The sequence below is a fragment of the Aeromonas popoffii genome (assembly GCF_000820025.1).
Classification (GTDB): Bacteria; Pseudomonadota; Gammaproteobacteria; order Enterobacterales; family Aeromonadaceae; genus Aeromonas; species Aeromonas popoffii.
This window is the reverse complement of sequence record NZ_CDBI01000079.1, coordinates 119,651-145,755: the sequence shown is the minus strand read 5'-3', so window position 1 is coordinate 145,755 and position 26,105 is coordinate 119,651. Positions and strand designations below refer to the sequence as shown.

The window sequence follows — 26,105 nt, the reverse complement described above, 5'->3', positions numbered from 1 at the left end:
CCGGTCATGACGACCGATTTGTTGAGTTTCATTCCATGCCCTCTCCACCCAGTCCGAGGTTGCAAAAGGCAATCGTCAATCTGATGTCAAACCTGGTTAAAACCCGCTCGTACTGTTGGTCGGGCTTCATTTCGTCCCCGCCAACGTGACAGAAGGTCCGTTCTCAAGACGGCGCCAGTATCTGACCTGGCAGTGACAAATTTATGGATTTAATGTGACACTTTAATGACATGGCAAGGCTGTTGGCCAAATGAAAAGAGGGCCGCCGTCGCCGCCCTCTCTGCACTGCTAACCCCTTGCTAAAAAAGACTATTTCAGCACCACCATATTGGCCGGAATGAGGAAGCTGAAACGGCTACCGAGGCCAACCCGGCTCTCGATATCGAGCTGGGCGTCGTGATGACTCAAGGCATGCTTGACGATGGCAAGCCCCAACCCTGAGCCACCCGTGTGGCGCGAGCGTGCCTTGTCGACCCGATAGAAACGCTCGGTGAGCCGCGCCAGATGTTCGGGCGGGATACCTTCCCCCTCGTCCTGCACCACAAACAGCGCCATGGCCCCCTGCTTGCGCCACTCCACGCTGATCTTGCGCCCCGCCGGGGTGTAGTGAATGGCGTTGTAGACCAGGTTGGAGATGGCGCTGCGCAGCTGATCCTGATCCCCGCGTACGAAGAGATTGGACTGCACCCTGAACTCGATCTGGTGTGCCCGATCCCCCGACAGTACCCGTACCTCCTGCTCCAGCAGCCCCAGCATGGCAGGCATGTCCACCAGGTGGGAGAGATCCACCGAGGGAGCCGCCTCGATGCGCGACAGGGTGAGCAGCTGGTTGACAAGGTTATCCATGCGGATGGTCTGCTCCATCATCACCCTGTGTGCCTTGGCCCACAGGTCAGGGGGGGGCAGTTCTTCGGTCATCTCCAGATAGCCCTTGAGTACAGTGAGCGGTGTACGCAGTTCGTGGGAAACGTTGGAGACAAAGTGCTTGCGGGTTTTCTCCAGGCTGCGCAGCCGGGTAACATCCCGCACCACCAGCATGGCCTGATCCTCGGCGTAGGGCATGATGCGAAACTCGAGACTCTTCTCCTCGTTGATAGGCGAGGCTATCTCGAACGGTTCGTCATACTGCCCCTCACCCAGATAGGCACCGAAGGTGGGATTGCGAATGAGGTTGCCTATGTGCTGACCGGCGTCTTCCGGCCAGCGAAAACCGAGCAACTGCTCTGCCAGCCGGTTGCACCAAAGGATGCTGCCGTCAGTGCGAAACACCACTGCGGCATCGGGCAGGGCTTCGGCCCCTTCCCGAAAACGGCGGATGAGGCCCGCCAGCTCGCGGCGCCGGGCGCGGTGGCGTTGCTGCAACTTGTAGATGCCGTTGAAGATATACTCCCAGCTGCCACTGCCGTTGGGGGGCACCAGGCTGCGATCGTGCCACAGCCAGTCCGACAGCCGCTTCTGAAAGCGATAGTGCCAGCCCAGATGCAGCACGGTCGCCACCAGCAGGCAAAGGGTGAAGGTATCCGTCAACCAGCCGACCAAGACGAAGGGCGTATAAAAAAACGCCATCCGCCACAACTGTCGCCGCCAGGCGTAAGGTTGCAACATAACGTCCTCTAGAGACGGATGGAAAAGCGATAGCCTGCACCGCGCACCGTCTGAATCAATCGATCGTGACCCGTCTCTTCAATGGCCTTGCGCAAGCGACGAATATGCACATCCACGGTTCTGTCCTCGACGTACACATTGGTCCCCCAGACATTGTTGAGCAGCTGCTCGCGACTATAGACCCGCTCGGGATGGGTCATGAAGAAGTGCAGCAGTCTGAACTCGGTCGGCCCCATGTCCAGCGCCTTCTCCTCGGCGCTGACCCGGTGGGAAACCGGATCCAGTTTAAGTCCCTGCACCTCGATCACCTCGTCCACCGACGTGGGCGAAACACGACGCATCACAGCATGAAGGCGGGCGGTCAGCTCCTTGGGAGAGAAGGGCTTGGTGATGTAGTCGTCGGCACCGGCCTCCAGACCACGCACCTTGTCCTCCTCCTCACCGCGGGCGGTCAACATCACCACCGGGATCTGGCGGGTCACCTCATCCTGCTTGAGTTGCTTGATGAACTGGATGCCACTGCCACCCGGCATCATCCAGTCCAGCACGATGAGTTCGGGGTAAGGCTCGCACACCTTCGCCAGTCCATCGGCGTAATCTTCCGCTTCAACCGTCTCATATCCCTTTTGCTCAAGCACGAAGCAGAGCATTTCGCGGATGGGTGCTTCGTCCTCGACCACCAGAATTCGCTTAGCCATATCCCTTCTCTCTCCTGTGTGAAGATGGGTGCGCCAATTATTAGAACTTTCTGTGACACTTTTATGACTTTATGACAGGCGAGATGATAAACGTTTTCAGATTCATTTGGCAGCTGCGAGTTGCAGCAGGTCCCAACGGTTGCCACTGATGTCCTCGAACACCACCACCATGCCGTATGGCTCACTACGTGGCTGTTCACAAAAATGAACACCGTACGCCTGCATACGCTGGTAATCCCCCCAGAAATCGTCGGTTTCGAGGAATAAAAACACCCGGCCGCCCCCCTGCTGACCGATGGCGGCCTGCTGCTCCGGCGTGGCGGCCCGAGCCAGCAAGAGCGCTGATCCTGGCGCGCCGGCAGGCGCCACCCGCACCCAGCGCTTGCCCGGTTTGCCCGGTTCATCAAGCCGGGTATCTTCCAGCAGCGCGAAGCCAAGTCCCTCGGTAAAAAAGCGAATGGCCTGATCGTAATCGGCCACCAGCAGGGTCAGCGCCCCTATGTGTTGTGACATGGGAATACTCCTCAACAGATGAATGAAGGGGGCTCACGCCCCGACTGGCGCGCATCATAACGGCTGGAAGAGCAGGGCTCCAGCCGTCATCTGCTGCTTGAAAACAACCGGTGAGAGGAATCGAAAACTCAGGGCGCCTCACGCAGCGCCCGGTAGAGGGTGGTGCGACTGATGCCGAGCTGGCGCGCCGCCTCGCTCACGTTGCCCCCGCACGCCGCCAGGATCTGCTGTACCCGCAACCGGTTCTGCTGGCGCAAGGTGGTGGCTCCCTCCCCCATAGGCAAGGCACCGGCCTTGGTGGGCACATAGGGCAGATGCAGGTGTGAGGGCTCAATCCAGCCCTGCCCTTCCGCCAGCACGCAGGCTACCTCCAGCACCTGCTTGAGCTGGCGCACATTGCCGGGCAGGGGATGGGCCAGCAGTTGCTGCTCGGCCTCCTGGGTCAATTGTAGGGCCGGATCCATCTCCGCCAATAGCCGCTGGATCAGATCCTGGCGATCGCCCTCTGGCCATGCCCGCAGCGGTGCCAGCGGCTGGCGCCAGCCGCAGATCCGGTAATAGAGGTCCTCGCGCAACGCCCCGGCCTGCACCATGGCCGCCAGATCCCGGTGGCTTGCGCTGACCAGCCAGAAATCCACCGGTTCGGGCTTGTGACTGCCGACCGGGGTGACGGCTCGCTCCTGCAACACTCGCAGCAGCCGGGTCTGGGCCAGCAGCGGCAGCTCGCCTATCTCGTCCAGCATCAGGATGCCGCCGTGGGCGGCGCGCAGATAGCCCTGACAGCCCTGGCTGCGGGCACCACTGAAGGCCCCACCCACATAGCCAAACAGCTCGGCCTCCACCAGATCCGCCGGCAGGGCCCCACAGTTAACGCACACCAGGGGCTGGTCCCGCCGGCTCGACTGGCGGTGTAGGGTACGCACCAGGTGCTCCTTGCCGCTGCCGGTCTCCCCCTCGATGAGCAGCGAGATACCACGCTCCAGCATCTTGAGCGGCACCTGTGCCAGCCCTTGTTGCGCGGCTTGCTGGGGAGCCGCAACCGGCTCGGGCGCCAGCCGCAGGCCACGCCGTTCGCGCAGCAACTGCTGGCCATCGAACCTGTGCTGACCGAGCCAGAGCCGTCCGGCCCGGTTAGCACCGAGCAGCTCGCCCGCCTCCCCCAGCAGCAGTCGGGCGGACCATAGACTCTGGGGGTCGAGATCCACCAGCCAGCCAGGCTGGCGCGCAAGCAGCGCGTTTTCGAGCGTCATGGCCAGCAGCCGTACCGTGCCCAGCATGTCGCCATCGTGGTGGGCTGCGTCGGTGGTGATGTCGAGCACCCCGAGCAATTGCCCGTCTGGCCCAAGCAGGGGGCAGGCACTGCAACTGAGGAAGCTGTACTGGGCGAAGAAGTGTTGGGCACCCAGCACCTGCACCTCGCTCTGCTCGGCGAGCGCGATGCCGATGGCGTTAGTGCCCTTGCTCGCCTCCCCCCAACGGGCGCCGCTGCGCAAAAAAATGCGATCGGCGTGGCGGGCAAAGCCATTGTCACCGCTGGCGGCCAGTATAGCCCCCTCGCCGTCACACAACAGCAGGCGACAGGGTCTGCCCGCCAGCAACTGGGCAAACAGCGGCAACACGAAGCGCTGGAAGCAAGCGATCAGCGTCCTGTACTCTTCCTGGCGGGCCGACAACTCGCCCTGGGGCAGCAGATCCAGTTCCGCGATCTGCTGACGGAGCAGGCCCTGATGCAGGCAGCGCAGCCAGGAACGCTGGATCGGACCGGGACTGGACGGAGGTAACTCGCTCATCACACCTCCTGTTCACACACGGCAAAAATAGGGCCGGACTGAAGTAACTCGCTCATCACGCCTCCTGTTCACACACGGCAAAAATAGGGCCGGACTGAAGTAACTCGCTCATCACGCCTCCTGTTCACAAACGGCACGACTGTCACGGCGACTGTTCAGAAACGGCACAGTGTCATCGCCACAGCCAGGGCCATTGGTTAACCAAGATACGCTTTCGCCCCCCATTTAGTAACGTTTTAGCAACCTTTTGCACACTCATCAGACCTTTTGGCATGGCCCTTGCGATAACCCCTGCGTATTACCCCGGCCAGCGCGGGCCGCTGGCAGGACCTTCACACGCATAAGGATGATGAGATGATTTATACCGCTCCCGGTCAGGCCGGTGCCCTGGTCAGCTTCAAGTCCCGTTACGACAACTTCATCGGGGGCGACTGGGTTGCCCCCCGCGCCGGTCGCTATTTCGAGAACATCTCGCCGGTGGATGGCCGGGTGTTCTGCGAGGTGGCCCGATCCGATGCCGCCGACATCGAGCTGGCGCTGGATGCCGCCCACAAGGCGTTCGCCAGCTGGAGCAAGACCAGCGTCACCGAGCGCAGCAACCTGCTGCTGCGCATCGCCGATCGCATCGAGCAGAACATAGAGGTGCTCGCCGTCGCCGAAACCTGGGAGAATGGCAAGGCGGTGCGCGAGACCCTGGCCGCCGACCTGCCGCTGGTGGTGGATCACTTCCGCTACTTCGCCGGTTGCATCCGTGCCCAGGAGGGCTCGGCCGCCGAGCTGGATCAGCACACCGTCAGCTACCACTTCAAGGAGCCCATCGGCGTGGTCGGCCAGATCATCCCCTGGAACTTCCCGCTGCTAATGGCGGCCTGGAAGCTGGCCCCGGTGCTGGCGGCAGGCTGCTGCAGCGTGCTCAAGCCCGCCGAGCAGACCCCGGTCACCATCATGCTGATGATGGATCTCATCAAAGACATACTGCCCCCCGGCGTGGTCAACGTGGTCAACGGCTTCGGCGCCGAGGCGGGTCAGGCGCTCGCCACCAGCGACAGGATCCAGAAGCTGGCGTTTACCGGTTCGACCGAAGTCGGCGCCCATATCCTGCGCTGCGCCGCCGACAAGCTGATCCCCTCCACCGTGGAGCTGGGGGGTAAATCCCCCAACATCTACTTTGCCGACGTGATGCAGCACGAGAGCAGCTACATCGACAAGGCGGTGGAAGGCATGCTGATGACCTTCTTCAACCAGGGCGAGGTGTGCACCTGCCCCTCCCGCGCCCTGGTGCAAGCCAGCATCTACGACGACTTTATGGACAAGGTGCTGGCCCGCGCCCGTACCATAGTGCAGGGCAACCCCCTCGACACCGCCACTCAGGTGGGGGCGCAGGCGTCCCGCGAGCAGTTCGACAAGATCCTGGGCTACATGGAGATAGGCCGTGGCGAGGGGGCCAAGATGTTGATCGGGGGCGGCCCGGCCAAGGTGAGCGGACTGGAGGGGGGCTTTTATATCCAGCCCACCATCTTTTCTGGCCAGAACAAGATGCGGGTGTTCCAGGAGGAGATCTTCGGGCCAGCGCTCGGTGTCACCACCTTCAAGGACGAGACGGATGCGCTGGCGATTGCCAACGACACTCAATATGGCCTGGGGGCGGGTCTCTGGACCCGCGACAGCAACCTGGCCTGGCGCATGGGCCGTGGTATCCAGGCTGGCCGAGTCTGGGTCAACTGCTACCACGCCTACCCGGCCCACGCGGCGTTTGGCGGCTACAAGAAGTCGGGGATAGGCCGCGAGACCCACAAGATGATGCTGGATCACTACCAGAACACCAAGAACCTGCTGGTGAGCCACGACATCAACCCGCTCGGCTTCTTCTAGCCCGGTCACTCTCATGAGAAGGGCGCCTGCAAGGCGCCCTTCCTTTATCCGCCGAATCCATCCCGGCAGCATCAGCCCAGGATCAGCCCCCTGGTTGGGCCAGTTGCAGGCGATAACGTTGCGGCGAGCAGCCCAACTCACGGTTGAACATGGCGATAAAGGCCGAGGTGGAACCGTAACCGAGCCGCCAGCCAATCTCCTGCACCGGCAATTCCCCCTTGAGCCAGGCCAGCGCCTTGAGCAGCTTGAGCCGGGCCCGCCACTGGCCGAAGTTCATGCCCAGTTCGCGCACGCAGCGCCGGGCCAGGGTGCGCTCCGTGCTGTGCAACTGTTCGGCCCACTGGGCCAGGGTGCGCGGATCGGCAGGATCGCAGTGGAGCGCCGCCAGCATGGGAGCCAGCAGCTTGTCCTGGCTCATGGGCAGGTAGCTCTCCTGGCAGCGGGTGCGGGTCAGCTTCTCCACCAGCAGCTCGGCCTGGCGCACATCCCATTCATCCTGCATGTGGCCCAGCTTGCGCTCGCAAAAATCTGCCAGCATGGTCCGGATGAGCGGTGTCATCTCCAGCAGGCGTGGCTCGGCTGGCAGCTTGGCCGCCAGAGCATGATTGACATAGATGGAGGTGTAGTCGAGGGCCTGCTGGTTGTAGGAGGCATGCTCCAGACCCGCCGGCACCCAGATAAGGTAGTCGGCGGGAGCCACCAGCCGGTGCTGATCCAGCACTATCTCCATCACCCCCAGGCTTATCAGGCTGAGCTGGCCCCAGGGGTGGCTGTGTGGCGCGCAGGCGCTCTCGGCCTGGATCTGCTGATAGCGCAGATAGAGGGGGTTGGGCTCGGGCAGATGTAAGTCGGTCGGGTGATACTGATGTACGGCCATTGCGGGTGACTTGTCCTTTCTGCGGGATGAATTGTCAGTTTTACGTTATTTGATAACAGAAAGACAAGGGTAGACTTGGCCCCCTGTTAACAAGGATCCTTTGATGCGTATCTTCTTTCCGCTTATGTTTCCGCTGATGGCCGTGCTGATCTGGGCCACCAATACAGTGGTGTCCAAGGCCGCCGCCAGTGTGATCGACCCGGCAGCTATCTCTTTTTACCGCTGGGTGATAGCCGCCCTGGCACTGACCCCCTTCTGCCTGCCGCAACTGTGGCGCCGCCGCCACGAAATCCGCCCCTGGCTCGGCAAGCTGCTGGTGCTGGCGGCCCTTGGCATGGTGCTCTACCAGTGCCTTGCCTATTACGCCGCACACACCACCTCGGCCACCAACATGGGGGTCATTGGCTCCCTCATCCCGCTGCTGACCCTGCTGCAGAGCGCGCTCTTCTTCGGCCAACGCCCCGGTAAGCAGGCACTGCTTGGCATGAGCATCTCGCTGTTCGGGGTATTCTGGCTGCTGAGCCAGGGCCAACCGCTGGCTCTGCTGCACGACAGCATCAACCCGGGGGATGGGCTCATGTTACTCGGTTCCGCCAGCTACGCCCTCTATGGTCTGCTGATCCGCCGCTGGCAACTGCCGTTCGGTCCCTGGCTCAACCTCTACATGCAGATCCTGTTGGCTGTGCTGCTGCTGATCCCGGTCGCCCTCAGCGCAGACTCCCTGGCGGTACCCGCCGAGGGCTGGGGCCTGGTGCTGTTTGCCGGGCTAGCCTCCTCCCTGCTGGCCGCCTACTGCTGGATGCGCGGCCTCGCCTGCATGGGGGCGGAGCGCACCTCTGTGTTCATGAACCTGATGCCGCTGTGTACCGCCCTCATTGCCGTCATCACCCTGGGAGAGCCCGTTCACGGCTATCACCTGCTGGGGGGCGGCCTGATCCTGACCGGCGTCATGCTCTCCCAGTTCAGACCCAGGGTACGCCCCGCCCTTGCCGGGGAGGCATAAACCGGCGAGACAAGCCGCTGCAACACAATACAAGAAGGGAGCCGAGGCTCCCTTCTTGCATGCATCTTCGCGCTAAAATCCGCAGGCTCAGTTGCCCCGGCGCCAGTGGTAGCGCCGCTCCGGCCGACCACGCTGGCCGTAGTTGAGATCCACATCGACCCGGTCTTCGGACTCCAGATACTCCAGGTAGCGGCGCGCCGTAGTGCGGCTGAGCGACAGTCGCAGCGCCACCGTATCCGTGGAAAACGCGGTATCCGGCTCACCGGCCAGCAGCTCCAGCACCTGGCGCAGCGTGATAGCGTCGATCCCCTTGGGGGTATCACGTATCTCCCTGGCCTGGGGACGCCCCTTGCCCATCAGCCGATCCAGGTCACTCTGCTCCAGAGAGCCCCGCTCGCTGATACGCCTGTGCAGGGTCAGGATCTCGTCCAGGCTCTGCTGGATGCGAAACAGCCGCAACGGCTTGATGATGTAATCCTGCACCCCCAGGTTGAGGGCCTGCTGTATCGTCTCAACATCGCAGGAGGCGGTCACCATGATGACGTAAGCCTCACGGTTATGGCTACGCAGCCGATTGACCCACTCGAGGCCAGAGCCGTCGGGCAGGGAAATATCCACCAGCAGCAGCTGCGGCTGGGTCGCTCGCATCATGAGGTCGGCCTGGGTCAGGCTTTCGGCCCGACCCAGCAGGGAAAATCCGGGGGTGGAGGAGACCAGCTCGGACAGAATGGATCCAATCCGTTCGTCATCCTCGATCACCAGAGTGAATATGGGCGCCATAGATCACACCAATTGGTTTTTATTCAAGTAGATACCGAACAGAGTGGTCTGTTCGGCGGTGCGGCGCCATTCTATCACACCCCCTCGTCTGGCCACCGTCTCCTTGACCAGGAAGAGGCCAACCCCGTGATCACCCGTCTGACGGCTGATGCCGTAATCAAACAAATGATCCGCCAGCGCTTCGTCTACCCCCTCGCCGCTGTCCTCCACCTCTATCACCAGCCGGCGACCAAAATCGTTGAGGGAAATCAGCACCCGCGGCGGACACGCCTTGCGCCTGGCCCAAGCGGCGCGAATGCCATTGTCGAGCAGGTTGCCAATGAGGGTGATGAGATCCGCCGACACCGCCGCCGGATACTCTCCCAGCGCCGAGTCGGGATCCAGCACCAGCTCCACCCCCAGCTCCCGCGCCCGGCTGAACTTGCCGAGAATAAGCCCGGCCACCGGCTTATCTTCGATGGCCCGCAGCAGCCCCTGCAACATGGTCTGGCAGGCCTCGCTCTCCTGCTGAATGAGCTCCACCGCCTGATCCACATGACCGAGCTGCAGCAGGCCCGAGAGGCTGCTCAGCTTGTTGGCGAACTCGTGGGTCTGCATCCGCAGCATCTCGGCATACTGGCGCAGATGGGTTACCTGCATGCCGAGGCTGCCGGTCACCTCGGGGCGACTGAAGATCAGCAGGCGACCGGGTACCTTGCCCTCCACCGCCTGCCAGCGCCCCACGAACGCCTCACCGTGCACAGTGAAGCCCAGCTCGGTTTCGAGCTGGGTCAAGGCGGGCGCCAGTGGTGGTGACAACTCGGCAAGGGGCTGCCCCAGCAGAGCATGACGCCCTGTGCCCGGCAGACGCAGTTGATAGAAGGCAGCGCTGTTGAGCATCCGAATATTGCCCCCGCTGTCGATGGCTATCACCCCCTCCGAGATGTGCTCCAGCACCAGCTCCTGCAGCACGAAGCGATTGACAATGGCTTCGGGCTCCAGATCCAGCAGGGTGCGGCGCAGCAGATGTTGCAGCCAGAGCGCCAGCAGCAGACCACAACCCAGCACGGCAAGGATGGCAGTGACCAGCAGAGCGATCCGCTCCAGATAGATGTCCTCCACCGTCTGCATCAGGTAACCCACCACCACGGCGCCCATGGCGCGGCCATCGGGTCCGATCACCGGAGCAAAACAGCGAATGGCCGGGCCTAATGTGCCCTCATCTTCGGAGCAGTAGCTGAGCCGCTCATGGAGGGCCGGCCAGATGTCTTCACCACGGAAGAGGCCACCGATCCGTTCGGGCGAAGGGTGGCTCAGGCGGTGGGCGTGTTCATCTGTCACCACCATGTAGGCGGCATCGGTGCGATTGCTGATCCCCTCCACATAGTCGCGCAAACCGGGATCACTGCCCTGTTGCAGGGCTTGCACCACCCGGCTGTCAGCCGCCAGCACCCGCGCCAGATCGGCACCATTCTCCTGCAGAGTGCTCTCCAGCAGATGGCGGATAAAAAGGGCAAGCAGGCTGCCCAGGATCACGATCAGCAGCAGTGACAGACCCAGAGAGAGGGTGACCAGTTGGTGGCGCAGTTTCATCGATTAGCCTTGCAACATCAGGAAGCGGACCAATAGTGCGGGCGCCACCAGGTCTGGTCAATCAGCGGCGCAGGATCACCACTAAAATCGGCCAATCCCTCCTCGCGGGCGGTGAGGGCCACGGCTCTGGCGACCGCACGGGCCACCTCCCCCACCTGTTCAATGGGAGGCAACAGCCGCCCCTCGGCCAGTGGATAGGCACCCACAGCCCGCACCGCCGCCTGCAGCATGCCATCGCTGATGCGGCGCGCCTTGACCGCGCAGGCCCCCAGGCCAATGCCCGGAAACACGTAGACGTTGTTGCACTGGGAGACCACCCGCGCCTCCCCCGCCACCGTCACTGGGGCAAAGGGGCTGCCGGTGGCGAGCAGGGCGCGTCCCCCGGTGGCCTGCCACACCTGCTCCGGCGTCGCTTCGGCGCTACGGGTGGGGTTGGAGAGCGGCAGGATCACTGGCCGCTCACAGGCGGCGCCCATGGCGCTGAGCACGGCTTCATCAAACAGGCCGCCCTGGCCGCTCACCCCGATCAGTACGCCGGGGCGCAGACGTTCAATGAGCGCAGGCAGCTCGCCGCAGGCCTCTTGCGCCGGGCGGGCAAACGGCCGCTGGGACGGGGTCAGGTTGGCGCGATCCAGGCAGACCAGTCCATCCTGATCAAACAGCTGCACCCGCTCCGAGCCACCCGCCAGTTGGGCCAGCATGGCGGCGATGCCGCAACCCGCCGAGCCGGCACCAACGATGAGCACAGGGGTGTCGGCCAGCTGGCTGCCCGCCTGCTGCAAGCCCGCCAGCACACAGGCCGAGGCGACCGCCGCCGTGCCCTGAATATCGTCGTTGAACATACACAGCTCGTCCCGATAGCGGGCCAAGAGGTTCGCGGCATGCTTGCCGGCGAAGTCTTCAAACTGCAGCACCACCTGGGGCCAGCGTGTGCGAATGGCCGCCACTACCCGATCCATGAAGTGGTAATAGGATTCGCCATCCACCCGGTTGGCCTGCCAGCCGAGGTAGGAGTCATCCTCCAGCAGCTCGGGATTGTTGGTGCCGACGTCGACGCACAGCGGCAGGGTGCGCGCCGGGTCGATGCCGCCAGCGGCCGAGTAGAGTGCCAGCTTGCCGATGCAGATCCCCATGCCGCCGATACCGAGATCGCCGAGCCCCAGCACCCGCTCACCGTCAGAGATGACGATGACATCCACCTCTTGCTCTACCGCGGCGAAGATAGCGTCCAGATCGTCCCTGTCATGCCAGGAGAGGTAGAGACCGTGGCTGCGCAGATAGAGGTCGCTGTGACGCTGGCACGCCTCTCCCACCACTGGGGTGTAGATAATGGGCAGCAGTTCCGGCAGGTGGTGGCGCACCAGATCGTAAAACAGCACCGGGTTGTCTTCTTGCAGCTGGCGCAGCAGCAGGTGCTGATCGAACGGGCTCTGCATGGCAGAGACCAGGCGATAGATACGGCGCCGTTGCTGGGCCAGGGACTCCTCTTTATGGGGCATACGCCCCATCAGCCCCTGTCGCTTGCGTTCTGCATAGGGCAGGCTGGTGCCCATCATGATGTCGTTCATTGTCTATTCCTTATGCCAGCAGCGAGATGAGCAGGGTGGCCAGGATCAACATGACGGCGCCCCCGAGACGGGAAGAGATCTGGGCAAACGGCATCAGCTTCATGCGCTGGGCCGCCGACAGCACAGCCACATCGCCCGTGCCCCCCATGTTGGCCATACACAGACCGCCGGTGAGGGCCGCCTCTATGGGATAGAAACCTATCATGCGCCCCACCAGGGCTGCCCCCAGGGCACCGCCAACCACTGTCACCAGCACCAGCACGAAGTAGCTGATGGAGAAGGCGCTGATGAGCTCTGGGATGCTGGTGTAGGCGACACCTATCCCCACCAGCAGGGAGGGAGTCAGATTGCCGACCACGAACTGGTACCAGTCGGCGGCAGCCTGCTCGTAACGACGTGGCAGCACGCCGCTCACCTTGATGATGGCCACTGCCAGTATCATCAGCGCAAAGGGGTGCATGGGAATGAAGTTGCCGAGCAGGGATCCCAGTACGAACATGCAGGAGCTGATAAAGAGCCCGATGCCGAGACTCTCCAGCGTCGGGGCCTGAGTCTGCTCTTCGGCCACGTTCTGGCTGATCTCCTTGATCATCAGCTGGCCGTTGCCAGTCAGGGAGGGGTAACGACGGCCAAGACGGGCCAGCACTGTGCCCACCAGAATGGCCAGGGTGTTGGCGATCACCACGGCGGGCACCATGCGTGACAGCAGATCGGCGCTGGACATCTGCATCGGGCCGGAGAGGATCTCCACCAGCGGTACGGCGCCAGCACCCATGCCACCGCCCATGATGGGCAGGCCGATAAGTAACACTGCATTCTTGAAGCCATAACCCATCAGAGCGCCGACCAGGCCAACGCTGAGCAGCGCCAGGGTTACGCCCCCCAGAATGACCGGCAGGTAACGCATGGCGGCATTTTTCAGCAGGGCACTGCTCATGCCAAAGACAGAGCCGGTCACCAGACTGGCGATGAAGAAGTTGAGAAAGCCCCCCTCCTTCATGAAGCCGATGATCACCTGACCCGCCTCGACTGGCAGGATCCGGTATTCAAACAGGGCGGCGCCGCCGAAGATGGCGAGTATGGTGCCGCCCCCCAGATACTCACGTATGGGAGTGATGCGTTCGCCCAGCTCGGTCAGCAGGGTACCGAGCACGAACATCAGCGCCAACGCGCCGACCATGCCGAGCGGCAAGGATCCATTCCAGCCAGAAAAGAGCACGCAGGTGGCAAGCCCGAGAAAGATCATCATGGGCATGCCGGCAATTTGTCGGTCGCCAAACAGCGCAACCCTGGTTTGTGGGGTAGAGAGGTTTTTCATTGTTATGCTCCAACGTGTGGTGTGGCGCTACTCTAGTGATCCTCCCCTTCCCTGTCGGTTAGCCCGATTACAAAGGCATATAAAAACATTAAAACCTTAAACGCTATGGCCATAAAATAGCCACCGCCCGCGTTATTCACTCGCCCTGAACTACGCTGGCCAGACACAGACATAAAGAGTGATGTCGGCGTGACGCCACGACCTGGCGGGACAGGCATTAAAAAATGATTAAATTTCGCCCACCAACAGGCAAAAAATAATCGGATAGCAGTCGGATGACGACAGCCCATATATAAGCTGCGCCTTCATATCAACAGGGCAACAACGCTGGCATAGCACCTGCGCGATCCCATGAGCTGAGGCTGGTGGATCATCAGGCCCCGGGTGTCACCGGCAAGAGGCAGTTCCGGGAGGGATATGATGTGGGTTGCTCCGCGGGCGCGAAACAACAGCGGTGCCTTCCAGAGCGATAAAATGAGGCAGGTGGGACAGTGCATGCCCCAAGGATCAGGCTCGCCTGAATGGCCAGAGCCTCATTTCAACCTGCTCGCTTTCGCTATTCGGCTAATAACAGTGGAATATTGGCGGGGTCAAATTCATGACAGATATCACTCGCTTCCAGACTGGGGCCATAATGTGCGTCGGCAACATATTCTCCATCGGCCAGCAGGCTCTCGATTGAGAAATGGGGGTCACCCGATTCATATCGTTCCACAGCTATCGTCTCCCTGTTTAGCTGACCCATCAATATTAGTGGATAAAAAACAGGCTGCCGAATTTATATGGCATCCTGTTGACCAAAAATAATAGCAGACGCAACCCTTGCCTTATTTTCATCCCACCAGCCAGCCCACGTTTATTTATCCCGCCAGGGTATTCCATGGGATTTCGCGCATCTTTCGCTCATTCCAAACCCAAAAAGCCTCTTGCGAAGCCCTTTACTCATCAAAAAGCGCCATAAGAAACCCACCTGATTTTTTATAAACAAGATCTCGACCACACCATTTACTTAGCCTGCTAAACAATTACAATGCTTAGCAAGCTAAGTAAATTGAGAGTGCTCATGATGAAAGATCTGGAAATGTTGCGCGAGTTGTCCCTCGCCGAGCGCGTCGGACGACTGCATCGACTGTGGCGTACCGTGGCCGATCTCGAGCTGGCGCCGCTGGGTCTGACCCATCCCCGCTGGACTGCGCTGTGGAAACTCAGTCGCCTCGGAGGTCACCTCAGCCAGAAGACGCTCGCCGAGGCACTGGAGATAGAGCTGCCTTCCCTGATGCGCACCCTGGGTCTGCTGGAAGAGCAGGGGCTGGTGGAGCGCCACTGCTGTTGCAAGGACAAACGGGCCCGCATCGTCACCCTGACGCCAGAGGGCAAGGCGCTGCTCGACCAGATCGAAGATCGCATCATGGACATTCGCCGGGACCTGCTCACCGGCATCAGCAAGCGAGAGCTGGAACAATTTGAAGACATAGTGCACCGGATCTCCGCCAACGCCCTCGGCAAGATAGGTTCACAGAGTGAAGAGAGAGAATAGGATGACCCCGGATCAACAATTCAAACGCTGGATAAAATGGGCCATGGGGAGCTTCATACTGCTATTTGGCTACTTCCTGCTGGCCGACCTCAAGATGCCGCTCACCCCGCAAGCCATGGCCACCCGCGTCGTGACCAAGCTGGCCCCCCAAGTCAGTGGCAAGGTGGCGCAGGTCGCCGTCGGCAACAACCAGCATGTCAAACAGGGGGATCTGCTGTTCACGCTCGATCCCGCCCCCTTTGAACTGGCCGTCGAACAGGCCCGGCTCGCGCTGGATCAGGCCGAGCAGCAGAACCGTCAGCTCGACGCCACCCTGAACGCCGCTGCCGCCGACTTCAACTCGTTGCAAAGTCAGGCCTCCCAGAAGCGGCGGGAAGCCGAACGCATCGATGCACTCTATCGCCGTAGCATGAAAAAGATGACGCCGACAGCGCGTTGCGCACTGCCCAGGCCAACGTGATGGCCAGCAAGGCCCGCATGACCCAGGCCAGGGTTAACCGCGGCCTGCCCGGTGATGACAACCTGTTGCTACGCCAGGCGCGCAACCACCTCGCCCAGGCCGAGCTCAACCTCTCCTACAGCCAGATACAGGCCAGTCAGGATGGCATCATCACCAATCTGCAACTCAAGCCGGGCAGCTTCGCCGCAGCCGGAGCCCCGCTGCTGGCGCTGGTCTCCGAGCAGGTGGACGTGATCGCCGATTTTCGCGAGAAGAGCCTGCGGCACGTGGCTCAGGATAGCCAGGCGCTGGTCGCCTTCGATGGCGAGCCGGGCAAGCTTTATCCGGCCCGTGTCACCAGCCTGGATGCCGGAGTCAGCGCCGGTCAGTTCGATGCCAACGGTCTGCTGGCCAGCCCCACCGAATCGGATCGCTGGGTGCGCAACGCCCAGCGGCTGCGGGTACACCTGACGCTGGAGCAGTTGCCAAGCCACCTGCCGGCCGGTGCCCGCGCCACAGTGCAACTGCTGCCGGACAACGCACTAAGCGCTCTGTTTGCCCGTGGCCAGATCCGCCTGCTCAGCCTGCTGCACTACATCTACTAAGGTGGCGACGATGAATCTGTGGCACAGGCCCCTCACCGCCAACGAGCTGCGCCAATGTCTGCGCATCGCCTTTGGCTGCACCCTTGGCTTCCTGCTCTGCAAGCTGTTTGGCTGGAACTATGGTGTCCTCTATACCGTGACCCCGGTATTGCTGCTGGGCATGGTGCCTGTGATGAACGGCCATGCTGCCCGTCAGCTGATGGCGGCCGCCGTTATCTGCGGGGTAGAGGTGGGGCTGCTGGGAGGGCTGTTTGGCGGCCATCCCGGCCTGATGATCCCCATCGCCTTCCTGTTGTTTCTCTACCGCTTTGCCGCCATGTCCCGGGGCAGCCTGTTCCTGTTTGGCGCCAATGGCGTGATGAGCCTCAGTATCATGCTGCACTTTGCCAGCTACCCGCAGACCGATCTCAACGACCTCATCTTCAACAATCTGTGGGCCAGCACCCTGTCGGTGCTCATCGCCTACCTGATGACGGCACTGATCCCGGATGTGGAAGAGCGGCCCAAGCCGGCTGCGCCCCCCAAGGCGCCACACCGGATGCGACACGAGGCCCTGCTCGGCGCCAGCATAGCCACCCTCTCCTTCATGGTGTTCCAGATCTTCGACTTGCGGGACTCCATGTCCGCCCAGGCCACCACCCTGCTGCTGTTTCCCATGCACTGGAACGGCGCGCTGAGCTATGCCCGCAAGCGGGCCATGGGCACACTGCTCGGTGTGACCTTCGGCCTGCTCAGCCAGCTGGTGCTCTACGACTGGTCCGGTTTGCTCCTGCTGGTCGCCCCCATGCTCTGGCTAGGCGCCATGCTGTTCAGCCATGCCCACGTCAAGGAGGCAGGCGGCTCGGGGGTCAGCTTTGGCGCCCTCACCACCCTCGGCATCCTGTTTGGCCAATACCTCACCCTGGGTAACGATCTGGTGTTTAGCGCCCTCTATCGGGTGAGCAGCATACTGTTTGCCATCGTCGCCACCCTGCTGGCCTGTTACCTCATCCACCGGCTGCTTAACCGCTTCGAGGCGACCCGATTCGGTTATTGAACCCTTTTCCAATAGCAAAGGATCTGCTGCCTTTCGCCCCGCCACGTCTGCGGGGCGTTTTTTTGCCCGCGTGTTGCAGATCGACCCTTCTTGTCTGACGACAACGATAACGATGCTGGCAAGGGCTGGTATGGGACGTCGAAGCCAGACTTGGACTCCATTGAATGGTTTTTCTGCGGCACCGGCGATATATGACGACGCTGGCCCGAACCGTGCTACTGTGGCCTCTCACTTACCGGCCGATTGCGCTCTGCACCTGATGACAGGCTTGTCATGCAAAAGAGTCGCCAGCCAGGGCAGCCCTTGCCCACCTCTCACCCTCAACCTGACGTCGCCAGACCAGCTGTATTGACCCGATGCCATAAGGCGCATCCCTTCCCCGTCGCAGCCTGTTCTCACTGTTGTTATCTGCTATCCACTCTTTTTACTGCGACAGCGGCCATCCCGACGAAAACAAGCTTCAAGCCAGCGGCCTGAGGCGATTTTCTGTTTGGCGCAGCCCTGCCGCCCACACAGGACACATTGACATGATTGCCTACCTCATTCTGGTGCATCGCTATCCCGATCAGTTCAAGCGCCTGTTCAAGGCGATTTACCACGACAGCAACCACTACCTGATCCACGTGGACAAGAGCTCGGGTCCTGAGCTGCAGCAGGAGATAACCCGTTTTCTGGCGGATTACCCCAACGCTGGCATGCTCCCCAGCAAGAATGCGCTCTGGGGCGGCTACAGCCTGGTGGATGCGGAGCTGCGCGGCATAGCGGCGCTGCTGGAGCAAAACAAGGAGTGGGAGTTCTTCATCAATCTGAGCGCCCAGGACTTCCCGCTGCGCTCCCAGAGTGACATTCATGACTTCCTGCGCGATCACAAGGGCAAGGATTTCCTCAAGGTCGCAGATCAGCGCCAGCACAGACCGGACACCCTGCACCGCATCGATCACTATGTGACCGAAACCGCCCAGGAGCTGGTGTGCGAACCGGTGAAGACCCGTCCCTACCTGGAAGGAGTGACCCCCTACATTGGCAATCAGTGGATGATCCTGAGCCGGGCCTTCTGCGAATTCGTCAGCCACAGCCCGGAGGTCGATCGTTTCAAGGATTTCTACCGCCACACCCTGATCGCTGACGAGGGCTTCTTCCAGACGGTGATCATGAACACCAGCTATCAGGGCCAGATAGTCAACGATGACAAGCGAGCCATCGACTGGATCCCCATGGGTGACATCAAGCTGCGCCCGCGCGACTACACGGTGCACGACGCCGAGGCCCTGCAACAAAGCGAGCACCTGTTCGCCCGCAAATTTGACGAGACCATAGACAGCGACATTCTGGATATCCTGGAGCGCGCCATGAGATGCCCCCTCGACGCACCTGTCATCCGGCAAGCTGCATTGGTATGACAATGCGAGTCATCCGGACACTTACCGACGCAATCCGCCTCCGGGAAGATTGCGACTTGGGCACAAACTGGTAGGCTCAAGCCGGTTGATACCGATGGAGAGTTCAAGATGAAGCACGCCAATATTCTGTTGCTGGGCATCACGGCCCTGACCCTGCTGAGCGGTTGCGAACGCGGGGCCACCACATTGAGCGTGACCGGCGGCGATCCCGTCACCTATCTGTGTGAGCAGGGCAAGAAGGTGCAGGTGAGTTACTTCGCCCTCTCCGACCAGAGCCTGAATTTCGTCAAGCTGGCACTGCCCGATGGCAAGGATTACACCCTGCCACAGACAGTCTCCGCCTCCGGCGCTCGCTATACCGATGACCATGAGGCCATCTGGTGGAACAAGGGGGAGGGAGGATTCGTCGAGATGCGCGACAAGGATGGCGAGTGGCAGGGCGTCTACAACGACTGCAAACAACAGTAATGAGAAATCCCGGCCTGGCCGGGATTTTGTTATTTAACCTCGATATCCAAGCGACTCACGACACGCACCGGTATGGCGTCCGGGTTCTGCTCGGCGACCCGATAGCGGGTCTTGGCCAAGCCCGACAAGGCGACGAGATCCAGCACACAGGGCGGCTCGGATGCCACTCTCTCGGGACTGAACAGGTTGCCATTGGAGTCGATGAGATAGCGGATCGCCACATACCCCTTGACCGGCTGCTTGCCGGGCAGGTCTCCTACAGGGCGGAACCACCCAATCTCTTCTTCCTGTACCCAGCACCCTGACAACTGCTCCGGGGTCATATCGATCGGCGGCTGGTTCAGCGTCACTGAGCCCCCAAGCAGGCCGAGCACAGCGCCCAGCAGCAAGACATTCAAACGCATTCAACACGCCTTGTTGAGTCGGCTCAGGATGACGCGGCGCCATCCTCCGGCACGATGGCCGACCAGTGACGGTAACAAGTCGACGCCGTTTGAACATCATAAAAAAAGCCAACCCGGTCGGGTTGGCTCAGCATGCAACGGATAGCCTGATTCAGCCGCGCCTGTCACTCACCACCAGCCAGAGCGCATGCACCATGCCGGGCAGGCCACCGAGCAGGGTCAGCACTATGTTGATTAAAAAGTGCAGGCTAAAACCCACCTGGATAAAAGCGCACACAGGGGGCAGGAAAATGGCCAGCAGGATCTTGAACAGATGACTCATCTCGGCTCTCCTCGTCAATGATGTCGTCGATATAGGGATGGGCTAACCATAAACAGCCTTGGCTTCAACTGCAAACCAGAGAGGGAATACGCTCACCCGCTTCACCCCTGGCATTGAGGTTGTGGATCTGCTGATTGCTGCTGCCACGCCAGAGCAGACCTGGGTCCGCCAGCGCTTTTTCGAACTTGCCATCCACCAGCACATCCAGCAAGGCAACCAGCTCGCGCTGGGCATCTGAGAGCTCATTGAGCAAATAACCGGTCCAGCACCAGATATCCTTGCCCGGACACTCGGCCCGCACCCGTTTCACCAGCGCCAGCACATGAGGCACGTTGGCCGGGTGGAGCGGATCGCCGCCGGAGAGCGACAGACCTCGCCGCTTGATACGGCTGTCGTTAAGATCTCGGATGACGCGATCGCTCATCGCCTGATCAAACCGTTGGCCGCCATCGAGCCGCCAGGTGCTCTGGTTATAGCAGCCCGGGCACTGGTGCTCGCAGCCCGACACAAACAGGGTGGCGCGGGTGCCGGGGCCGTTGATCACATCGACCGGATAGTATTGGTGGTAGTGCATCGCTTGTTTCCTGCCTCGTTCATGGGACAGCGGCATGGCTGCCGCCCTCCAATGAAAATGGCCCCTTGAGTCAGGGGCCAGCGCTTCATCGCCTGCGCGCTTACATATGTTTGACGCGGCGCTTCACCTCTTCCTGCTTGCCCGCATTGAAGGGGCGCGCATCCGGGCTGCCGAGGTAGCCGCAGACACGGCGGGTCACCGACACCTTGGCCGGGTCGTGGTTGCCGCAGCGCGGGCAGGTAAAGCCCTTGGAGGTGCACTCGAACTCGCCGGTAAAGCCACAGTCGTAGCACTCGTCGATGGGGGTGTTGGTACCGTAGTAGGGCACCTTGTCATAGCTGTAATCCCAGACGTTCTCCAGCGCTTCCAGATTGTGCTGGATGTTGGGGTACTCGCCGTAGCAGATGAAGCCGCCGCTGGCGATGGGCGGATAGGGCGCCTCGAAGTCCAGCTTGTCGTACGGGTTGACCTGCTTCTCCACGTCGAGGTGGAAGCTGTTGGTGTAGTAACCCTTGTCAGTCACGCCCGCCACCACACCAAACTCCTTGGCATCGATGCGGCAGAAGCGGGTGCAGAGGTTCTCGCTCGGGGTGGAGTAGAGACTAAAGCCGTAGCCTGTCTCGTCCTTCCACGCATCGGTCGCCCTCTTGAGCCGCGCTATGATGGCGATGGCCTTCTGGCGCAGGGTGTCGCTGTCAAACAGATGGACATCGGTGCCAAACAGGGCGTTGATGGTCTCGTGCACCCCGATATAACCGAGCGAAATGGAGGCGCGGCCGTGCTTGAAGATCTCGCTGACGTTGTCATCTGCCTTCAGACGCACGCCGCAGGCTCCTTCCATATAGAGGATAGGGGCGACCCGCGCCTTGACGCCGTCGAGACGCTCGATGCGATACATGAGCGCTGTCTTGGCCACGCGCAGGGCGGCATCCAGCTTGTCCCAGAAATCCGCCTCATCGCGGGATTTCAGGGCGATGCGCGGCAGGTTGAGGCTGACCACGCCAATATTGTTGCGTCCTTCATGGATCAGCTCACCATTTTCCTCATAAGCCCCGAGGAAGGAGCGACAGCCCATGGGCGTCTTGAAGGAGCCGGTCACCTTGACCACCTGGTCGTAGTTGAGGATGTCCGGATACATCCGCTTGGAGGCACACTCCAGCGCCAGCTGCTTGATGTCGTAGTTGGGATCGCCCTGTTTGTGATTGAGGCCATCCTTGATGGCGAACACCAGTTTCGGGAACACGGCCGTCTTTCTGTTCTTGCCAAGGCCGGCGATGCGGTTACTGAGGATGGCGCCCTGGATCATGCGGGACTCCCAGCTGTCGCCAAGGCCGAAGCCGAAGGTGACGAAGGGGGTCTGACCGTTGGCGGTGTGCAGGGTATTGACCTCGTACTCCAGTGACTGGAAGGCGTCGTAGCACTCCTTCTCGGTGCGGGCCATGGCGTAGGCGTCCACATCGTTGATGCCCCACTCCTCGGCCACTTCCCTGTGTTTCTGCCAGCTGATGGTCACATAGGGGGCCAGTACCTCGTCAATGCGGTTGATGGTGGTGCCACCATAGATGTGGCTCGCCACCTGGGCGATGATCTGGGCGGTCACGGCGGTGGCCGTGCTGATCGATTTCGGGGTATCGATCTCCGCATTACCCATCTTGAAGCCGTGGGTCAGCATCCCCTTCAGATCGATCAACATGCAGTTGAACATCGGGAAGAAGGGCGAGTAGTCGAGATCGTGGAAGTGCAGATCGCCGCTCTCGTGGGCCTGCACCACATCCCGGGGCAGCATGTGGCTGGTGGCGTAGTGCTTGGCGACGATACCGGCCAGCAGGTCACGCTGGGTCGGGATCACCTTGGAATCTTTGTTGGCGTTCTCGTTGAGCAGGGCGGCGTTGGTCTGCTCGACCAGACCACGGATCTCCTGGGCCAGCCGGCCGCGGGCCTCGCGAGCCTGATCCCGGTCGTGACGGTATTCGATGTAGGCACGGGCGATGGCCTTGTCGTCGGAGGCCATCAGATGGTTTTCAACCCGGTTCTGGATCTCGTGGATATCCACCTCACCACGCCCTTCCAGCTCCTGACTGACCGCGCTTGAGATGCGCAGTGCCAGAGCCGAACTGGCCTGATTGACCGCTTCTGCCGCTCGGCCCACTGCCTCGGCAATCAGCTGGGCATTGAATGGTGCGCGACATCCATCACGTTTGATCACAACCGGTTTCATCGATTTTCCCCGTTTAAAAGGCCAGGCATTTGCCTCTGGCTCACCCTTGTTGGGCCCCCCTCCCGGCATCTCATCCTGGACGCAAATAAATTCAGCCGAGACTTGACAAGCCCGGGCTGAAGATAGGAAGGGAACAGCTTGTACACAGCTTGATAACACAACATATAGGGATTAAAAACGAATACATCCCTATATATGGTGTCTATTAGGCACCAAAGCGCGGCCTTATTTCTTGATCCAGAACAGGTTTTGAGGCGAGTGGCGCAGTTCCCGACCAGTGAAAAACAGCCCCATAAAAGGGCATCCCAAGCCTGGTAAGGGCTGGCGTTCGATGGGACCATAACAGAAAAAAGCGCCCCCCTGCGACCATAGTTGACGAGGGTACCCGTGGCGTAAAACAGGCATAATGTACGGAATGTCATTGCCATCAACGGGACCCGACATGGCCAAGCCCCTGCTACTGCTGCTGTGCCTCCTGCCCTACCGGTTGTGGGCGGCCGAGATCCTGGTGATCAGCAGCTATCACTCCGAATACCTGTGGGATCAGAGTTACAACGCCAGCCTGCAGGCCCATCTGAGTGGCGAGAACCATATCAGCCACTTCTACATGGACACCAAGCGCCAGCCCAATGGCGATGTCGACAAGATTGCCCAACAGGCACTGGCCCTCTACCAGCAGATCAAGCCGGATCTGGTGGTGCTCGGTGACGACAACGCCATCAACTATCTGGCCCACGAGATTGCCTCCCTCGGCACCCCCGTGGTGTTTCTCGGCATGAACGAGAACCCGCGCCACAAGGGGCTGGTCGGCCACCCCAAGATCACCGGCGTGCTGGAGCGCCCCCTGCTAAAGCGCAACATCAGCGAGATGAGCCAGCTGATGGGTGGCATCAAGAAGGCACTGGCACTGTTTGATTCCAGCAACGTGGCACTCACTGCTATCGAGGATGAGTTCAAGAGCCAGACCGATCTGCGGGTCGGCCAGACCCGGGTCAACAGCCAACTCATAGGTGACTACAGCCTCTGGCAGGAGACCGTACTCAACGCGAGAAAAAATGGCTACGAAGCTCTTTTTATCGGCCTCTACCACACGCTGGTGGACGATGCGGGCAAGCACGTCAGCGAACAGACTGTGCTGGAGTGGACCAGTGCCCACAGCCCTGTGCCCATGTTCTGCTTCTGGGCGTTTTCGGTGGGCTCGGGCAGGGCCATCGGTGGCCTGGTGCTGGATGGGCGAGATCAGGGGGCCAAGGCGGCTGGGCTCGTCAACGCCATCCTGGCGGGAGCTCAGCCCAACACGCTGGCGCCGCGCGCCGCCCTGCGCGGCGAGTATATATTCAGCAAGCACGAGCTGGCCCGCTGGCAGCTCACCCTGCCCGACAAGTGGCGCGACAAGATCCTGTTGCGTGAGTGATTCACTGCAACAAAAAAGAGAACCCGGCCTCGCCGGGTTCTCTTCTTATCAGACAGGGCCAGCAGCCACCTAGGCTTGCAACGCCTGTTGCAGCTCTTCTTCGGTCCAGATGGTGATGCCGAGCTCCTGCGCCTTGGTCAGCTTGGAGCCTGCCGCCTCCCCCGCCACCAGCACATCTGTTTTGGCCGACACCGACCCCGCCACCTTGGCCCCCAGCGCCTGCAGCGCCGCCTTGGCGTCGTTGCGTGAAAGCTGGGTGAGGGTGCCGGTCAACACGAAGGTCTTGCCGGCAAAAGGCTGATCGCTTGCAGCCTTCTTCTCGATGGCCGGCCAGTGGATACCGGCCGCCAGCAGGGCTTCCAACACCTCCACATTGTGGGGCTGACGCAGGAAGTAGTAGACGTGCTTGGCCACCACGTCCCCCACATCCGCCACCGTCAGCAACTGCTCCACCGTGGCGGCCCGCAGGGCTTCCAGGGTGAGGAAGTGATTGGCGAGGTTGAGCGCGGTCGCCTCCCCCACCTCGCGAATGCCCAGCGCAAACAAGAAGCGCGGCAGGGTAGTGCTGCGCGCCGCATCGATGGCCGCCACCAGATTGAGTGCAGATTTTGGCCCCATACGCTCCAGCCCGGCGAGCTGGATGGCGTTGAGGCTGAACAGATCGGCCGGGGTCTTCACCAGTCCCTTGTCCACCAGCTGCTCGACAATTTTGTCGCCAAGGCCGTCCACATCCATGGCGCGGCGCGCGGCGAAGTGCTTGATCGCCTCCTTGCGCTGCGCCTCGCAGAACAGACCGCCGGAGCAGCGGGTCACCACCTCCCCCTCCAGCCGCTCCACCGCAGATCCACAGACAGGGCACTGGGTCGGGAAGAGGATCGCGCGGGCATCAACGGGGCGCTGCGCCTCCACCACGGCGACGATCTGCGGGATCACGTCCCCTGCCCGGCGCACGATCACGGTATCGCCGATCATCACCCCGAGCCGTTCAATCTCGTCAGCATTATGCAGGGTGGCGTTGGAGACGGTGACGCCACCAACGAACACGGGTTTCAGCTTGGCCACCGGGGTCACGGCGCCGGTACGGCCAACCTGAAACTCGACGTTCTCAAGCTCGGTCATCTCCTCCTGCGCCGGGAACTTGTGGGCGGTCGCCCAGCGCGGCGCGCGGGCCACAAAACCCAGCTCCTCCTGCAGAGCGATGGCATCGACCTTGTAGACCACGCCATCGATCTCGTAAGGGAGCTCGCTGCGGCGAGCCAGGATGTCATCATGGAACGCCTGACAACCGGTCGCCCCCTGCTTGAGTTTCACCTCCTGACTCATGGGCAGACCCCACGCCTTGAGCTGGCACAGGCGAGCGAAGTGGGAATCCCCAAGCTGATCGCCGCCGACCCCGACGCCATAGGCGTAGAAGTTCAAGGGACGATTGGCGGTGATGCGCGAATCGAGCTGACGCAGGCTGCCTGCGGCAGCGTTGCGCGGGTTTACGAACACCTTCTCCCCTGCCGCCAGTGCCTTGGCATTCATCGCCTCGAAACCGGCCTTGGGCATAAAGACTTCCCCCCTCACCTCTAAACGAGCTGGCCAATCCTCACCCCGCAGGGCCAGGGGAATGGCCTTGATGGTACGCACGTTCTCGGTGATCTCCTCACCCGTGGTGCCATCGCCGCGGGTGGCGGCCTGCACCAGCAGGCCATCCACATAGAGCAGGCTCACCGCCAGACCATCGAGCTTGGGCTCGCAACAGAAGGCGAAACTCACCTCCTGCTTCAGACGATCCCTCATGCGCTGCTCGAACGCCTGCAACTCCTCGCTGCTGAACACGTTGTCCAGGCTCAGCATGGGGATCTCGTGGCGCACCTGTTTGAAGGCGAGCAGAGGTTGACCACCGACCCGTACGCTGGGTGAGGCCGGGCTCTTCAGCTCGGGATGGTCGGTTTCCAGCGCGATCAGTTCACGCATCAGGCGATCGTATTCGGCATCCGGCACGGTCGGCTCGTCCAGCACATAGTACTGATGGCCGTATTCGGTGAGCAGTTCACACAGTTGACGGTGGCGGGAGAGGGTTTCGCTCATGGAGAAGTCTCGGACT

22 protein-coding genes and 1 pseudogene are annotated in these 26,105 nt (G+C 61.4%); 8 read left to right on the top strand and 15 right to left on the bottom strand.

What is annotated here, in order from left to right; genetic code table 11:
* Window positions 1-309: 309 nt before the first annotated feature.
* The 4 genes from phoR to BN1129_RS17400 form a co-directional block, all read right to left on the bottom strand.
* Entirely contained in the window at window positions 310-1,605 is a 1,296-nt protein-coding gene (gene phoR / locus BN1129_RS17415; RefSeq protein WP_042038238.1) for a phosphate regulon sensor histidine kinase PhoR, read from the bottom strand.
* A gap of 8 nt (window positions 1,606-1,613) precedes the next feature.
* Window positions 1,614-2,303, bottom strand: coding sequence for a phosphate regulon transcriptional regulator PhoB (gene phoB / locus BN1129_RS17410; RefSeq protein ID WP_042038237.1), 690 nt, complete (start codon window positions 2,301-2,303; stop codon window positions 1,614-1,616).
* Between the two features lie 102 nt (window positions 2,304-2,405).
* Window positions 2,406-2,816: a VOC family protein gene (locus tag BN1129_RS17405; protein ID WP_042038236.1), complete on the bottom strand. Its 411-nt coding sequence runs from the start codon at window positions 2,814-2,816 to the stop codon at window positions 2,406-2,408.
* Between the two features lie 128 nt (window positions 2,817-2,944).
* Window positions 2,945-4,606 (bottom strand): sigma-54-dependent Fis family transcriptional regulator, encoded by a 1,662-nt coding sequence (locus BN1129_RS17400; RefSeq protein WP_042038234.1) that lies wholly within the window; start codon window positions 4,604-4,606, stop codon window positions 2,945-2,947.
* 354 nt (window positions 4,607-4,960) lie between these two features.
* Here BN1129_RS17400 and exaC point away from each other — a divergent pair, with 354 nt between their 5' ends.
* Window positions 4,961-6,478: an acetaldehyde dehydrogenase ExaC gene (gene exaC, locus BN1129_RS17395; RefSeq protein WP_042038231.1), complete on the top strand. Its 1,518-nt coding sequence runs from the start codon at window positions 4,961-4,963 to the stop codon at window positions 6,476-6,478.
* Window positions 6,479-6,560: 82 nt separating this feature from the next.
* Here the strand turns inward: exaC and BN1129_RS17390 are convergent, their stop codons facing one another.
* A complete protein-coding gene (locus tag BN1129_RS17390) occupies window positions 6,561-7,355 on the bottom strand; it encodes an AraC family transcriptional regulator (protein WP_042038230.1) in 795 nt (264 codons plus the stop codon).
* Window positions 7,356-7,458: 103 nt separating this feature from the next.
* Here BN1129_RS17390 and BN1129_RS17385 point away from each other — a divergent pair, with 103 nt between their 5' ends.
* On the top strand, window positions 7,459-8,358 hold the full coding sequence (locus tag BN1129_RS17385; RefSeq protein WP_042038227.1) for a DMT family transporter: 900 nt from the start codon (window positions 7,459-7,461) through the stop codon (window positions 8,356-8,358).
* Window positions 8,359-8,445: 87 nt separating this feature from the next.
* Here the strand turns inward: BN1129_RS17385 and BN1129_RS17380 are convergent, their stop codons facing one another.
* The 5 genes from BN1129_RS17380 to BN1129_RS22745 all read right to left on the bottom strand — a co-directional run bounded on the left by BN1129_RS17380 (window position 8,446) and on the right by BN1129_RS22745 (window position 14,344).
* Window positions 8,446-9,138 (bottom strand): response regulator, encoded by a 693-nt coding sequence (locus BN1129_RS17380; RefSeq protein WP_042038225.1) that lies wholly within the window; start codon window positions 9,136-9,138, stop codon window positions 8,446-8,448.
* Between the two features lie 3 nt (window positions 9,139-9,141).
* A complete protein-coding gene (locus tag BN1129_RS17375) occupies window positions 9,142-10,710 on the bottom strand; it encodes an ATP-binding protein (protein WP_042038224.1) in 1,569 nt (522 codons plus the stop codon).
* Between the two features lie 17 nt (window positions 10,711-10,727).
* Window positions 10,728-12,278, bottom strand: a complete 1,551-nt coding sequence (locus BN1129_RS17370) for an NAD-dependent malic enzyme (protein ID WP_042038222.1) — start codon at window positions 12,276-12,278, stop codon at window positions 10,728-10,730.
* A 10-nt stretch (window positions 12,279-12,288) separates the two neighbouring features.
* Window positions 12,289-13,596, bottom strand: coding sequence for a 2-hydroxycarboxylate transporter family protein (locus tag BN1129_RS17365; RefSeq protein ID WP_042038219.1), 1,308 nt, complete (start codon window positions 13,594-13,596; stop codon window positions 12,289-12,291).
* Window positions 13,597-14,152: 556 nt separating this feature from the next.
* A complete protein-coding gene (locus BN1129_RS22745) occupies window positions 14,153-14,344 on the bottom strand; it encodes a hypothetical protein (RefSeq protein WP_084204678.1) in 192 nt (63 codons plus the stop codon).
* A gap of 315 nt (window positions 14,345-14,659) precedes the next feature.
* Here BN1129_RS22745 and slyA point away from each other — a divergent pair, with 315 nt between their 5' ends.
* From slyA to BN1129_RS17340, 5 genes and pseudogenes are all read left to right on the top strand, one after another.
* On the top strand, window positions 14,660-15,133 hold the full coding sequence (gene slyA, locus BN1129_RS17360; protein WP_042038218.1) for a transcriptional regulator SlyA: 474 nt from the start codon (window positions 14,660-14,662) through the stop codon (window positions 15,131-15,133).
* Between the two features lies 1 nt (window position 15,134).
* A pseudogene (locus tag BN1129_RS17355) lies at window positions 15,135-16,177 on the top strand (HlyD family secretion protein).
* A gap of 10 nt (window positions 16,178-16,187) precedes the next feature.
* Window positions 16,188-17,213 carry a DUF2955 domain-containing protein gene (locus tag BN1129_RS17350; protein ID WP_042038217.1) on the top strand — a complete coding sequence of 342 codons (1,026 nt, stop codon included), beginning with the start codon at window positions 16,188-16,190 and terminating at the stop codon, window positions 17,211-17,213.
* A gap of 527 nt (window positions 17,214-17,740) precedes the next feature.
* Window positions 17,741-18,613, top strand: a complete 873-nt coding sequence (locus BN1129_RS17345) for a beta-1,6-N-acetylglucosaminyltransferase (RefSeq protein WP_052449374.1) — start codon at window positions 17,741-17,743, stop codon at window positions 18,611-18,613.
* A gap of 108 nt (window positions 18,614-18,721) precedes the next feature.
* Window positions 18,722-19,081, top strand: a complete 360-nt coding sequence (locus tag BN1129_RS17340) for an MliC family protein (RefSeq protein ID WP_042038216.1) — start codon at window positions 18,722-18,724, stop codon at window positions 19,079-19,081.
* Between the two features lie 29 nt (window positions 19,082-19,110).
* On the opposite strand, the gene BN1129_RS17335 is transcribed toward BN1129_RS17340, so the two are convergent.
* The 4 genes from BN1129_RS17335 to nrdD form a co-directional block, all read right to left on the bottom strand.
* Entirely contained in the window at window positions 19,111-19,485 is a 375-nt protein-coding gene (locus BN1129_RS17335; protein ID WP_042038215.1) for a hypothetical protein, read from the bottom strand.
* A 151-nt stretch (window positions 19,486-19,636) separates the two neighbouring features.
* The gene (locus BN1129_RS22740; RefSeq protein WP_042038214.1) at window positions 19,637-19,807 is read right to left on the bottom strand and encodes a YqaE/Pmp3 family membrane protein; all 171 of its coding nucleotides are present in this window, start codon (window positions 19,805-19,807) and stop codon (window positions 19,637-19,639) included.
* A 64-nt stretch (window positions 19,808-19,871) separates the two neighbouring features.
* A complete protein-coding gene (gene nrdG / locus BN1129_RS17325) occupies window positions 19,872-20,381 on the bottom strand; it encodes an anaerobic ribonucleoside-triphosphate reductase-activating protein (protein WP_042038211.1) in 510 nt (169 codons plus the stop codon).
* Between the two features lie 100 nt (window positions 20,382-20,481).
* A complete protein-coding gene (gene nrdD, locus BN1129_RS17320) occupies window positions 20,482-22,599 on the bottom strand; it encodes an anaerobic ribonucleoside-triphosphate reductase (protein ID WP_042038209.1) in 2,118 nt (705 codons plus the stop codon).
* A gap of 442 nt (window positions 22,600-23,041) precedes the next feature.
* On the opposite strand from nrdD, the gene BN1129_RS17315 reads away from it, so the two are divergent.
* On the top strand, window positions 23,042-24,013 hold the full coding sequence (locus tag BN1129_RS17315) for an ABC transporter substrate-binding protein (protein WP_209418525.1): 972 nt from the start codon (window positions 23,042-23,044) through the stop codon (window positions 24,011-24,013).
* 69 nt (window positions 24,014-24,082) lie between these two features.
* On the opposite strand, the gene ligA is transcribed toward BN1129_RS17315, so the two are convergent.
* A complete protein-coding gene (gene ligA, locus BN1129_RS17310; RefSeq protein ID WP_042038207.1) occupies window positions 24,083-26,089 on the bottom strand; it encodes an NAD-dependent DNA ligase LigA in 2,007 nt (668 codons plus the stop codon).
* Window positions 26,090-26,105 lie beyond the last annotated feature (16 nt).